The following is a 12,751-nucleotide window of genomic DNA, read 5'->3' on the forward strand; positions in this document are numbered from 1 at the left end:
CTGCGAGCGTGGCTAGACTATGCGGCACGGAAGGCTTGTCGCCGACAAAGGGAATACGGAATTGGCGGAAAGTAAGATGCCGGAACGGCCGTTTTACCAACCAGGCGCCAGCAGCGTGGAAGGCCTGCCGCTGCTTCTGCAGATGTTTCACACCGCTCCGCTGGTGATGCTGAAACCGCACTGGCATGCCCAGGTCGAGGTGAATTTCATCGTGCGCGGCAGCGTGCACTATCGCATGAACGAGCACGAGATTTCGCTTTCGGCCGGCGAGATGTGCTTCTTCTGGGGCGGCCTGCCGCACCAGATGGACGATCTCAGCGACGACGCCATCTATGCCGGCGCGCATCTGCCGCTGGTGCATTTCTTTCGGCTGCATCTGCCGGCTGACATCCGCCACCGGCTGATGACCGGCGCGACGCTGGTGACGAGTTCCACCGATCAATCCGACAACGACAATTTCGCCCGCTGGAACCGCTACGCCCGCTCGGGCGATCCGGCCAAGGCCGAGCACGCCGTCAACGAACTTCTGCTGCGGCTGGAGCGGGTGCGGTTCGAGCCCTACCGGCTGGTGCCCGAAACGGCGGCCGGGCAGGAAGCCGGCAGCCCCTTCGACCCGCAATCGTCACGCAATGTCGGGCGCATGTGCGATTTCATCGCCGAGAATTTCCTTTACGACATCGATTGCGTGAACATCGCGGCGGCCGCCGACATCCATCCCAAATACGCTATGAGCCTGTTCAAGAAGTCGACCGGCATGACGCTCAACGAATATGTCAACCTGCTGCGGCTGAGCTACGCGCAGGCGCTGCTGATGCACCAGGACGCCAATGTGCTGCGCGTCGCCATGGACTCCGGCTTCGGCTCGCTCAGCGCCTTCAACAAGTCCTTTCGCAAGCTGGCCGGCATGACGCCGTCTGATTTCCGCAAGGGTCTGCCAAGCGCCAGGTAGAAGCGATGGCCGGCTGCCGCTTGCCTGTTGACGCGAGCGCATTGCGGCATCTCGATCGTCGGCTAAGGACGGATCCGGCAGTTGCAGCTTGCCATGGCGCCGTCGGGACGGAGGCCAAAGGGCAGAAAGGGGCCAGCCCGCGTGGCGTTCCCGTTATGAAAGCACCTGATAAAGCCGCCCTTTCCACAGCCTCTCTTTTCCTGCCGGAAATCGCCACCTAGGCGCTGGACAGGCCGAATTCCCGTGCTATAACCCACGCGCTTTCAAGGGGTGCCCCACGGCGCCTTGATGAAATCCGGTTCACGAGATTTCGTTTGCCGGAACAGGCCCAGATAGCTCAGTTGGTAGAGCAGCGGACTGAAAATCCGCGTGTCGGTGGTTCGAATCCGCCTCTGGGCACCATCCCCTCTTCTCCCGACAGTCTCTTTCGCCGAAGCCTCTACGCTTCCATCTCGTCAACTAGCTGAAATCCTTACTGATTTCGGCGCGCAGAGCGCCGATGGTCGGGTTTCGTGGAATTTCGGCGCAGTTGGTCCAACGAGGCGGGGGGCTGGTATTTTCGCTGGTATTGGAGATCCTGATGGTATCGATGCAGCCAAATGGAGGTCCCGAAAATGGCTCTTTCCGACGTAAAATGCCGTAATGCCCGACCCGCTTCCAAGCTCGTGAAATTGTCTGACGGTGGCGGGCTCCAGCTTTGGGTGCAGACTACCGGATCTCGCCTATGGCGCCTCGCCTATCGTTTTGGCGGCAAGCAGAAGCTTCTGGCGTTGGGCAGCTATCCCCTCATCTCCCTCGCTGAGGCACGCGAGGCGCGCGATACCGCCAAACGTCTCCTCCTACGTGGCATCGACCCCGCACAGGAGCGTAAGTCGCAAAAGGCTTCGGCGGAGGACACCTTTCGCTCAATCGCGGAGGACTATGTCGACAAGCTGAAGAAGGAGGGACGTGCCGACCGGACCATCACCAAGGTCAAATGGCTGCTCGACTTTGCCTATCCAACGTTTGGGGACAAAAGCGTTCGGGAGATCGATCCGGCCACAATTCTTGCCGCTCTCCGCAGCGTGGAGGTTCGTGGTCGATACGAGTCGGCCAGGCGAATGCGCTCCACCATCGGCAGCGTGTTTCGATATGCAATCGCAACCGCACGCGCCGATGTAGATCCAACGATCGCCCTGAGGGGCGCACTCGTCGGTCCGACGGTCACGCCCCGTGCCGCGGTTACCGATCCTAAGGCCTTGGGAGGTTTGCTGAGGGCGATTAATGCATTTGACGGACAGCCTACAACCCGAGCCGCTCTGAAGCTGATGGCCCTGCTATTTCCCCGCCCCGGCGAGCTGCGCGCGGCCGGATGGGACGAGTTCGATTTCGAAAGCTCGGTGTGGAGCATCCCTGAAGGACGCATGAAGATGCGACGGCCGCACCGCGTACCTCTTTCCACGCAGGCCGTCAGCGTCCTGACCTCACTTAGAGAAATCTCTGGTGGTGGATCGCTGTTGTTTCCTAGTGTTCGATCGGGTTCGCGTCCGATTTCCGACAACACGCTTAACGCCGCCCTTCGCCGTATGGGCTATGGCAAAGAAGAAGCTACCGCGCACGGCTTTCGAGCAACGGCATCAACTCTGCTAAACGAATGCGGCAAGTGGCACCCGGACGCCGTAGAGCGGCAGCTGGCCCACATTGAGAACAACGACGTTCGGCGCGCCTATGCCCGGGCAGAGCACTGGGAAGAGCGCGTCAGGATGATGCAATGGTGGGCCGATTATCTGGATGAACTCGAGAGCAAAAACTCGCTGGTGGTCTCAATCGGGGGACGCGAGGCAAGCCTGCTGTCCATACATCCTCGCGAGGGTCTAGTTTGGAAGCCAACAGCGACGGTTCGCCAAACGACGAGACGAACCTCCAATCTCCGAAAATCACACTGAACCCCGTCGAAAACACCGAAACTGGGCGACCAATGTTGCAGGCCCGGAGGGTCATCGTTTTCCACAGGAAATCAATACGTTATGTTGGCCACACATTTCCTTCGTATTCTCTCGTATGGTCTGGCGAACCTAAGGACCAGGAGGAGGACTAGTATCCCTCCGCGGTGTCTCGTCGTCCACAAGAAAGGTCGATTAACCCGTGACGAACGTGGCTGGTTTGGGGCCGGTAGCGGATTGACAGCTAACAGGACGAGATCATCTAAATCGGCCATTCTGCTGACGACCCGTTGCTGACGTAACGACGCGGCGCCGGACCAGCGGCGTCAGCAGCGCATAGGCCTTCGGCCGCAGGAACGCCGGCCCGTCGGCGTGGCGCAGCGTGCCCTCGCCGAGGTCGAGCGTGTAGCCGCCGAATTGAAACACCTGATCGACTGTGGCGATCTCCACCGGGATCCTCTCCTGATGGGAGGTGTTGGACATGCGGTATGGAGGGTATTAAGAGGCGGGTGGAGCCTAGGCTTGGGTGGGATCTCCGTGCAATAAGGCTTCATCACGCAATGCTGGACCGTCTGGCAGCGAGGTGATCGGAAAGAGTTCAGCGTCTCCGCCAACGCGCGCTACCGTTCTCGAAATCTGCTCGGCAATGGCGAGTTCCGGGCAAGCGCGTACCTTTCTGCCAGACACATAGAAACCCGCGGTACCGCCGAGTTGCACCCAGTTTTGCGAGGGTGTTCCGGCTTGTTCCGGCAGGCATTCGACGTCGGACAGCGGCATGCTGGTCCAGAAATCGCCGAGGGCCTGCGCAATGGCGGAGACCATGTCCTCCATTCTGGGATCCAGCAGAAGGTGCTCGCCGCCTGGCCTACGGAAGTCGAAGCACAGCGCCGCTAAGGGCGGCGGGCGGCTCTCTGGTATGTTTTCGGTCCACGCCGAATGCATTGGGAATATCGGGACGCAAAGGACATGCGTGACGTCCGCAGGTCGGGCAGCGTGGAGGTATTTCGTCGCGGTTCTTGTGAGGTCCTCGGTGGGAAGCGAATTTGCTCTCATCAAAACTGGTTCCCTCAACCTTAGGCAGAGCGCCTGGGAGCGTGTGTCCAGCCCCATTGCGAGGGAATCGTCTGCTTCCCCCTCCAGCATTGCTGCGTACACGACTCTCCCGACGAGCTCGCTAGTGGGCTGCAGAACGTACGCGCGGACCACGCCGTCGTCATAGGTGTGCTCCTTCACCATCCCGGCGAACGCCCGGAGGGCCTTCTCCATCAGGACAGGATCACGCGGTCCGATCTTCCGGGACAGATACTCCGATACGCCACGGGCCCCATGCTCGACCGTCGCAGCCTTATTGGCATTCACAGCATCGAAATCTAGCGTGTTCAGCTGGGCGCTGAGTTCGATCAGGTGGAACTCGTCTATTCTACGTGTCTCAAGAAACGAACGGCTGTTGAGCGAGGAAGTCACGAACCGCCGTGCCAATGGCCCGAGCTTCGGACGCCTCGTCGATGCCTTCGGGGCACTCTCGAGACACTTCCGCAGCGTCCTGCCCAGCCATCGTCGCCTCGACCGTTTCGGCAGCGCCGAGGGTAACGGGTCGAGCAGCCGGAAGGCGAACGTAGGAATTCTCGCGTCAGCCATGTCCCGCAGGTCGTCCAGGACCCAAGCAGGTCCGTTCGAGGCAAGTCCGCCGTCCACGTAGACAGCCCCGTCGAACAGCACCGGCTTGAAGAAGAGAGGATAGGCCATCGAGGCGGTGACGGCATCTGCCACGGGGGTATCCGGCGTTCTGTCGCGCCCGAATATCTGCATGTCATTGCGCGTGAGATCGGTCGCAACGACACGCAAATCTATAGGCAGATCCTGAAAACGCACGGAGGTGCCCGCAGGCAGGCCGAGCTTTACCCTGATAGTCTCGTCGATCCATGCGCGGAGCCGCCCGGTTCCGACCGCGCCCGCTTCCCACCAGAGGTCGCCCAATACCTTACTATGCATTGCCAGGGGTAAGGCGGAAAAGTTCGCAGCTGCTACTGCCACGCCCCAGCTCAACCATAGACGGGATGCGACGTGCTCCCAGATGTACGTGCGGAAACCAGGCTCGGGTTGGCGCAGAAGCGTTTCCAGATGCCTTCGAAGGCGAAGGACGCGCGAGTACTCGGCCTCGTCCATGAACTTAAGTTCGAGGTTGTCCGAAAGCAATCCGCGCTCGCCAGCCTCGGTAACGCGAAACAGGTCATCGGACTTGAATCCGGCCGCGACCAGGGCGGCTATCATTGCTCCGATCGATGTTCCCGCGACGGCTCGAAAGCGGAATCCGCGCTGCTCGGCGGCACGCAACGCACCGACGTGAGCCAAACCCTTTGCTCCGCCGCCTTCAAAAACCCCGAAAACCTCCATGGCGGCCGCGCTTTTACGCAGCCTCCTTGACTGCTATGGCGGCCTTCTTTGCGAAGTCGGCCACCTTGTCGACCTGGAAGGATAACGGCAAGGTCGCGTCGACGATCAGGTCAGCGTATTGCGGAAGAATACGAGCGATCTGCGCTTCGGTAATGTCCTGCTCGTATCGTGCGAGAAGCCTCCGTTCGACCGCCTCTCGTTGCATGTACCGTTCCTGCCTGACGTCACTCGGCGCCTCGAGGTAGACGAGCTTAACCTTGTCGTCGAGCTTCTCGCGGAGCGTGAACAGCACTTCCACGTGGCGTACGCCGTCGAGGATGACGTTCGGCGCGTCCCCAGCCTGGGCGAGCACATCGTCAACGAATCCTTCCACGTTGGTCAGCACTAGCGCTTGGCCCAGCTGTTGGAGGACCGCTCGGTCTTTCCAGTCCCGCCCGTTGTCCGACGCAAGCTTGCGCACGTAGTCGCCGAAACTGGCGCGTGGCCAGCCGAGCCGTTCATGCAAGGCGTTCGTCAGCGAGGACTTTCCGACACCAAGTCCCCCTGAGAACGCTAGTACGAAATTCAGTGCCATGGTCACATCTCCGATAGGACTGCAGGAACCCCCGACTCTCGCAGCCCGTGGGAATTATCCCACCCATGTTCCGAAGGCGCAAGTTTCGTCCGTTGGGAGACACGACGTCGCCAACAGGGTTTCGCATCCGACTCCTCGATCTTCCCTACGAGCCCCGAGACCGGGCCAGCCGGCCCGAGGGCTAGCTTCCCGATTTCGTCGACCGTGCCGCCGATCATGACCGTGTTTGAAGAAGTCCAGGCCGACGCAGTGGCCCGGAGCGGAGAAGTTCGGCTTACGGAGTCGGTGACAACGATCTTCGGTTTCTTGCCTTGGGCCATCGAGGCCCTTAGCCATATCCTGCCGGAACGGGAAGCGCCTTCCACCCAGCCGCTATCCGGAGCCAGCGGCAGCATCGCGGAGTCGCTTGTTCCGGATCGGACGAAAGGCCTTAGCAGACCGGTTCGCCAGAACGCCGGAACGTTTCTGATGCCCGCCGCCTGCAGCGCACGGGACTCGAAAAGCGGCGTGCGATACCTGACCCTGGATGTCCGTCCCACGGGAGCCAGTCCCGGATACAGGTCAGTCACGTTTCCGAACAGAGCCCGAGCGCTAGAAGCCGCGGTTAGCAGATCGGGCCCGCAGACTAGGAGGACACCTCCTTCACGGATGCCTACGCACACCCTCTGGGCGAGCGGAGCCGCCACGTCGTCGTACCAAGGAGGATCGATCACGCCGGCGGACGCTTCCAAACCGCCCAGCTCGTCGAAATCCAGATACAGGGCGCCGGGGACCAGCCCGCGCAGCGCTTCGGAAACCGGGTCTCCATTCCTCACGGCCACGACGATTTGGTGGGACATCCGCAGGCGCGCGGCCGCAAGAACCAGCGTCGGCACGCAGGCCAGGAGAATCCTGCCGCCATTGCCAGCGGCGTCGCGAAGCCTGCGGAGGATTGTCTCGGGCACGCCCGGGGCGAAGCGCCAGTCCCCGTCTAGCGGGTGCTCCGCTGGAAGCCCCTCCACAGGCGAAAGGTCCTCCGCGAATCCTTCCTGCGCGTCGTCGGCCAGACGTATTGCGGCCTCTTGGGCCGGGCCTGATTCCAACGCCAGCCGTTCAAGACATTCGAGCACGGACACCGGCCACGCGCCCAGGCACCGCGACGAGAGCTGGCGGAAGTCCCTGCTGCGGGTGACTTGCTCCCGCACGACGTCGAGGAGGGAGGCCTTCATCCGCAGTCCGCCAGTCCGAGCGCGTGCAAGGATTCGCGCCACATGTCCAAAAGGCGCCACTGATGCTCCAGGGCGTCCGCGCGTATCGGGTTCACGCGCGCCGTCATCGTCGCGAACTCGCTCACAAGCAGCGGCACCGCACGGCCAGGGAGGTCGTCCCGGATGTTAAGGAGGCGCTCGATGAATCTTGTCATCGCCTCGCGGTCGCCGGCGCGCGGCGGCGCCGTAAGGGTCACGTAAATATGCAGGTCGAGCCCCATCTCCGAGTACCCCCGAAGGATTAGCAGCTGTTCCTCGAAGCCGGATCCCTCGGCGGAGGTGTTGAAAGCGAAGGACTCCGCATCGAATCCTTTGACGCAGCATGCCTTCCCATATCCGCGGCCGTAGGACTGAATGCGTTCCAGCAGTGTGCGCGAATCCTTCCGAAGCAGCAGGTCGGTGCTTAGGTTGTCGTCCGACCAAAGGTAGACTTCCGACTTGGAGCCGCGTGCCTCGATGGCGTCCATGGTCCAGGCTATCCACTCCGGCGCGAGGTCCGGCGAGCCTCCGCTGAGGTCTAGGATACGCGGCCTGTCGGCTTGGTCGAGGTAGAGATCTACAAGCGCTGAAGCGTCCATCCAGACCGACTTGGAGGTGTCTGCGGAAAGCAGGTCGAACGGGACGAAACAGTACCAGCACCGCCATGCGCACCCGGCGAGCTGAAAGACCTGAGCCTGCATGACTTCGGGCGGCTCAATTCCGAGCCATCTGCTGGCGGGGACGATTGGTAATGGATTGTCCGGCCATCCCGGACCCGACCGTCTCCTGAAATGTCGCCTGCGTCCTATACCGTTCGCATTCGGAGGCAGCGTAAGGTCCTGCTCCTGTTTAGACCCTTCCATGCGTGACACGAGCACGTGGCGGCGATCTGTGTCCACGATGCGTCGACGCATCACTGAAACCATGTGGTCAGTCCGTATGGCGGACGGCATAGGCTACCTTCAGGCTTTCTCGATCTCGGGTAGACGAGCATCCAAGAAACGCTCGACGAGGGTAAGGCAGTAGTCTACTTCCTGCTGAGTGAGATGCGTGTTCTTGTCGATCCCGTGCCAGTAGTGCATGCACTGCCGACAGCAGGTCGCGGTCGCATGCTGTGCATAGAAGATGACGTTGCCTTCCATTTTTGTCTGCCGGCTGTCCCAGGCACCAGCAGGCTTACCGACAGATGAGATCAGCCGCTTCCTGGCTTTCTCCAGGAGCGTCTTTCGGTCAACCTTCGAGGCACGTCTGACCGCGTCGTTGTCGAACGGCTTCGTCCACATATGCTCCCTGATTACCTCCTGGCGAAGTTCGGTGAAAAGAATATCGATGTCGCCGAAATCTCGACGATGCGCCCTCTCCCAGTCGACTCGCTCCGCACCACAAGCGCGACATGGTCCATAGTGCGGAAGGTTCCCCGTCCGCTTCTTCTGAAGAAAGCAATGTAGGTCTTCACCGCAAGCCACTGAAGTGCACGTGATCTTTACGGAAGGAAGCGGAGCATCAAGTTTGTCTGTCAGTTCGCTCATCGGATGTCTCCAGCATCTGGTTGATCAGGTCTGTTTCGACACGGTCCAACCGGTCGAGTTCGGCGTTGCGGATGAAAGTGTCGCGCACGGTTCTCCAGGGATCGCCCGGCTCTTGCAGGTTCCGGGCGGCGGCCCACCAGCTCCTGTTGCTACTTTCCTTGTCGACATGTGCAGCGAACAGGTTGGCCAGAATCCCAACCGGAATGTTCTCCTCGTTCGCGATCTCGATCGCAGCTTCGCTAAGGCGGCTAACCTGGCCGTTCGATCGCTGGAGGAACTCCGAGATTATGGTTGCCAGGCGTCCTTCCGTTAGGACCTCCGCTGCAAACCGGTTGGCTCTCTGCTCCTCTATTGATTCTCTCCGCTCGCCGGACGTCTCTTCGGCTTCGATCAGTGCGAAGTCGCCTTCAGTCGCAATAAGGTGATAGAGCTCGTGAATAAGGTCGAACAGCGCCCGAGACTCTTCGTCCCCGGTATTCCGGAGGACGATCACGGCCCGCCCGTTGCGTCGCCAGCAGGCTCCGTTGAATGCGATCCTGTCGTCGAGGGCAATGACCCCAATTCCCATTTCCCAACACGCCTCCACTGCGGACTGCAACGATAGTCCGTAGAAGAACAGTTGAGCGTGCATGTCCTCTATGGAGCCCGGGAGCGGCGATGGCTTTCGCCTGACGGCCTTGGCCACGATCGAGCACAAACCGTCCAAGTACGCCGCGTATGCGCGCGTACGAACCTGATTGGCCGAAGCGGGAAGTTTGAACTGAAGCGCCGTGGGCGCGAATTCCCGGTGGCTGAGCACCTCCCGAATGCCGAAGGCGAAAAGCTTCCGAAGCCTTGCGTCCACTTCGTCTATGAACATGTCGAGCCGCGTCGCCAGCCGTCGGGGCAGGATTCTTGTGTCGAGTACAGAGGCTGGCAGCCCCGCATCCATCAGGGCTCGCCGCAGTTCCTTGGGATCATACGCCGGCCTGTCATCCAGAAGGACGTTCTGCCTCGTATCGAGCTTCAAGACATTGGCGATGCGAGCAAGCGACGCGAACGACACGGAGGCGTACTCCTCCGATTCCCAGCGCTGGATTTGCTGGGGACGCAATCCGAGCATTCCGGCGAGATCGGATTGACTGAACCCGCGAGCGACTCGCGCCTTTATCAGCGCCTTGGGGAGATCTGCCAGGCTGTCTACGGGTATCTCTGCTACGTTGCCCGATCTCAGCGCTTCGTACTCGGCAAGTTGCTCCTCGAGTTCCTGAACGGTCTCAGACAGAGTGAGGGCCTGGGCAGTCACAAAAACAGAGTCCAGGACCGAAGCGTCCTCAAGGTCTTCGAGCACGCGACGAAGCTTGTCGAGCTTGCGGGATGTAACCCTGTACTGGTTCTCTGTCGCAATCATGGAAGAGTACTCAAGTCAAGTATGACGACCCCCTTAGGGGCACCGTCCCGATCGGTCTGGAAAAACTCGCGGAAAGGGGAAAAACCATCCGCCGAATGGTTCTCAGGATGGATCTCGCCCCGGAATTCAGCTTTCATCGCCTTTTTTCCCATTAGTAGGTGAGGGTCGATCTTAAGCGGGTCCATTCCTGTATAGTCACAGCATGCATCATAGTCCGAAGGGTTCGGTTTCGCGGTCACGAAGCTGCCGTCCAGTAGGAAGAACTTGCAGCCTGCGTTCCTTAGGTTTGTGGAAGCCCGCAGAAGACCGGCTAGCAGCCACAACCTGTGTGCGTTCCACCCGAATCGCTCGAAGACCTCGTCCCATCCAGCAGAATGTTCACCAGGCGGCAGTTCCCCAGTGAGCGGATCGAACGCAGGGATCATTACAACATAATTGTTGTAAAAAGTGATTCTGTCAATGTTCTTCTTTTGTGCTTTTTAACGTGGGTGAAATCGCCTGCAATCAGCCCAATGGCCATACCGAGGCCAATGACTTCCAGAAATTAGAAGCGGCTTACGGCAGAGAACATGAGCGACATAGGCGAGGCGTGAGGGCGACTGGGTAGTTGTGGAACAGCCGCCGCTCTGAGGCTAGACGACTCTCTTGTTCTGTGACAAGTCTTTCCGCTCAATGGGTGGCGGAAAGAGATGGCGTACAGGAATAAGACTTATATCTGCTTCGACGGCGATACAGACATGCGTTACTATCGCCTCATGACGGCATGGGCGGAGAATGAGAAATTCACGTTCGATTTCCACAACGCGCATGACCTAAATACGGCGCGAGATACAAGCCAAGAAGAAAGCATTAAGCGCCAACTTCGCGAGCGCTTCGCTAATTCAAAGCTGCTGATCGTCCTCATCGGCGAAAAGACAAAACTGCTGACGAAGTTCGTTAAGTGGGAAATGGAAGTCGCGCTGAAGCTTGACCTGCCAATCATCGGGGTAAATCTAAATGGCGTCCGGCATCGCGACGACCGTTGCCCGCCAGCAATTCGGGAGAGCTTGGCGATCTACGTCCCATTTGGGGTCAAGATCGTAGAGTATGCCATGACTAATTGGCCAGACAGTCACACCGAACATCGAAAAGAGGGAGAAACCGGTCCGTATTACTACACCGACCAAACCTACAAAAACCTCGGACTGTAAGTCGTGAAGTATTTTTTCGACTCAATCCGAACTTGGTCGTATTGGCGGTATGCAATCCTGTCAGTTAACGGGCTAGCGAGGATTCTCGCCGTTCTCGGGGGAATATATCTTCTGCTGGAAATGCTGGATTTCTTCAGCATGTACACACGAGACAAATACAGCGCCTACAGCTTCTTTGTGGTGTTGGGCTTCGCTGTGGTGGCTGCCCTTCTTTCTAGGCGGCCAGTATCTCGAATTTCTTATCGCATTCCAAAAAAGGATTTTAGCTACGAGGTTCTTATCGGAGATCTTTTGGAATCGCCCGCCACCAACATAGTCATCAGCACCAACACGACGTTCGACACCGACATAGCCAGCGGCCTGATCAATCCGGACAGCTTGCAGGGTAAGTTCACGAACAAGTATTTTTTGGGGAACACGGTTGAGTTGGACAAGCATCTGACGATGTCCCTCAAAGGAATGGCTTTCGAAGAGCACTCGGCTGGCAAGGGGAAGAACCGTAGATATCCCGTTGGGACGGTCGCAAAGGTCAGCACGCACGGAAAGACGTTCTACCTCTCGGCGATGGCCGAACTAAATGAGGAAGGTACTGCCAAGTCGACGCCCAAAATGCTCGATGAGGCGCTTGAGGCTCTTTGGCAATTCGTCGCTACGAAGGGCGAGCTTGGCGATACTGCGATCGGTTTGATCGGGACCGGTCGCGGTCGCGTTGGATTGCCGAGAAAGAAGGTGATCGAGAAGATCGCGCAATCCTTTGCGGATGCTTCGTACGACAAGGTATTTTCAAATAAACTGTCGATCGTAGTCTTCCCTGGTGATGCCGAGCGATTTGGCGTCAATCTCTTTGAGGTTCGCGACTACCTTTCTCAGAGCCTGCAGGTCTAACGCTTCGCGACTACCTGCGGCGGTATACCGGATATCGCGGCGAAAACTTGCCGCCCAGTAATGCCGAGCTAATTCAGGGCCTGGCGATAGCTGGGACTGGGGGATTTTAATGAACGAAAAGACCCAAACCATCGTGCTCACAGTTGCGTCAACAATTGCGATCCCCATCATCACGGTGCTGCTCACCGCATGGTTCTCACAAGAGCAGAGCCAAGCGGCCGTCGATCTTCAGGAGTTCACTGAGGCGTACACCATGCTCGGCAACAAGGACGTTCCAAACGATGCTCGGCAATGGGCTGTCAATAGGGTCTCCCAATACATCCTCGATGTCAAACGCGCGGCACGGCTACGATAGCAACATACCCGCCGACGCGGTGTTCGCGACGCTGCTCTCGGACGAGGATTTCCGGAAGATGTTTTGCTCTGCGCCAAAACCAGGCTTTCTGGACGACTTCAAGAAAAAGATCACCGACAAGTCCGAGCCAGTTGCAAGACTGGAAACCCTTGAGGACGCTCGCGAGCTTGAAAAGCTGCCGCCAAAAGAATTGGTCATCATGTTGTTGAAGGTGCAAGGGAGGATCAAAAGCGTGGCGACGGACGCGCTATTCCTCATCCAAGCCCAAGAGATCCTTTGCAAGGATGAACCAAAGTCGGTCAATTTGCCGGCTGCCGCGGAAGATCCGACCTGAGAA

13 protein-coding genes and 1 tRNA gene are annotated in these 12,751 nt (G+C 59.1%); 7 read left to right on the forward strand and 7 right to left on the reverse strand.

What is annotated here, in order from left to right:
- Positions 1–76: 76 nt before the first annotated feature.
- The 3 genes from HGP13_RS33055 to HGP13_RS33065 all read left to right on the forward strand — a co-directional run bounded on the left by HGP13_RS33055 (position 77) and on the right by HGP13_RS33065 (position 2,874).
- Positions 77–949, forward strand: coding sequence for a helix-turn-helix domain-containing protein (locus HGP13_RS33055; RefSeq protein ID WP_172234000.1), 873 nt, complete (start codon positions 77–79; stop codon positions 947–949).
- A 326-nt stretch (positions 950–1,275) separates the two neighbouring features.
- Positions 1,276–1,351 (forward strand) — tRNA-Phe (locus HGP13_RS33060).
- A gap of 212 nt (positions 1,352–1,563) precedes the next feature.
- A complete protein-coding gene (locus tag HGP13_RS33065; protein ID WP_172234002.1) occupies positions 1,564–2,874 on the forward strand; it encodes an integrase arm-type DNA-binding domain-containing protein in 1,311 nt (436 codons plus the stop codon).
- 255 nt (positions 2,875–3,129) lie between these two features.
- On the opposite strand, the gene HGP13_RS33070 is transcribed toward HGP13_RS33065, so the two are convergent.
- The 7 genes from HGP13_RS33070 to HGP13_RS33100 form a co-directional block, all read right to left on the reverse strand.
- Positions 3,130–3,321: a hypothetical protein gene (locus HGP13_RS33070; RefSeq protein ID WP_246707208.1), complete on the reverse strand. Its 192-nt coding sequence runs from the start codon at positions 3,319–3,321 to the stop codon at positions 3,130–3,132.
- Between the two features lie 66 nt (positions 3,322–3,387).
- Positions 3,388–5,265 (reverse strand): patatin-like phospholipase family protein, encoded by a 1,878-nt coding sequence (locus HGP13_RS33075; protein WP_172234004.1) that lies wholly within the window; start codon positions 5,263–5,265, stop codon positions 3,388–3,390.
- 13 nt (positions 5,266–5,278) lie between these two features.
- Positions 5,279–5,839: an AAA family ATPase gene (locus HGP13_RS33080; protein WP_172234006.1), complete on the reverse strand. Its 561-nt coding sequence runs from the start codon at positions 5,837–5,839 to the stop codon at positions 5,279–5,281.
- A gap of 2 nt (positions 5,840–5,841) precedes the next feature.
- Entirely contained in the window at positions 5,842–7,047 is a 1,206-nt protein-coding gene (locus tag HGP13_RS33085) for a hypothetical protein (RefSeq protein WP_172234008.1), read from the reverse strand.
- Positions 7,044–7,553, reverse strand: a complete 510-nt coding sequence (locus HGP13_RS33090; RefSeq protein ID WP_172234010.1) for a hypothetical protein — start codon at positions 7,551–7,553, stop codon at positions 7,044–7,046. The genes HGP13_RS33085 and HGP13_RS33090 overlap by 4 nt, the downstream gene beginning before the upstream one ends.
- 474 nt (positions 7,554–8,027) lie before the next feature.
- Positions 8,028–8,594: a DUF4186 family protein gene (locus HGP13_RS33095; RefSeq protein ID WP_172234012.1), complete on the reverse strand. Its 567-nt coding sequence runs from the start codon at positions 8,592–8,594 to the stop codon at positions 8,028–8,030.
- Positions 8,569–9,984, reverse strand: coding sequence for an XRE family transcriptional regulator (locus HGP13_RS33100; protein WP_172234014.1), 1,416 nt, complete (start codon positions 9,982–9,984; stop codon positions 8,569–8,571). Before HGP13_RS33100 ends, HGP13_RS33095 begins: the two co-directional genes overlap by 26 nt.
- A 689-nt stretch (positions 9,985–10,673) precedes the next feature.
- On the opposite strand from HGP13_RS33100, the gene HGP13_RS33105 reads away from it, so the two are divergent.
- The 4 genes from HGP13_RS33105 to HGP13_RS33120 all read left to right on the forward strand — a co-directional run bounded on the left by HGP13_RS33105 (position 10,674) and on the right by HGP13_RS33120 (position 12,748).
- The gene (locus tag HGP13_RS33105) at positions 10,674–11,174 is read left to right on the forward strand and encodes a TIR domain-containing protein (protein WP_172234016.1); all 501 of its coding nucleotides are present in this window, start codon (positions 10,674–10,676) and stop codon (positions 11,172–11,174) included.
- A 3-nt stretch (positions 11,175–11,177) separates the two neighbouring features.
- Positions 11,178–12,059 (forward strand): macro domain-containing protein, encoded by an 882-nt coding sequence (locus HGP13_RS33110; protein ID WP_172234018.1) that lies wholly within the window; start codon positions 11,178–11,180, stop codon positions 12,057–12,059.
- Between the two features lie 109 nt (positions 12,060–12,168).
- Positions 12,169–12,414, forward strand: coding sequence for a hypothetical protein (locus HGP13_RS33115; protein WP_172234020.1), 246 nt, complete (start codon positions 12,169–12,171; stop codon positions 12,412–12,414).
- A complete protein-coding gene (locus tag HGP13_RS33120) occupies positions 12,386–12,748 on the forward strand; it encodes a hypothetical protein (RefSeq protein WP_172234022.1) in 363 nt (120 codons plus the stop codon). Before HGP13_RS33115 ends, HGP13_RS33120 begins: the two co-directional genes overlap by 29 nt.
- The last annotated feature ends 3 nt before the right edge of the window (positions 12,749–12,751 follow it).

The organism is Mesorhizobium sp. NZP2077 (genome assembly GCF_013170805.1).
Lineage (GTDB): Bacteria > Pseudomonadota > Alphaproteobacteria > Rhizobiales > Rhizobiaceae > Mesorhizobium.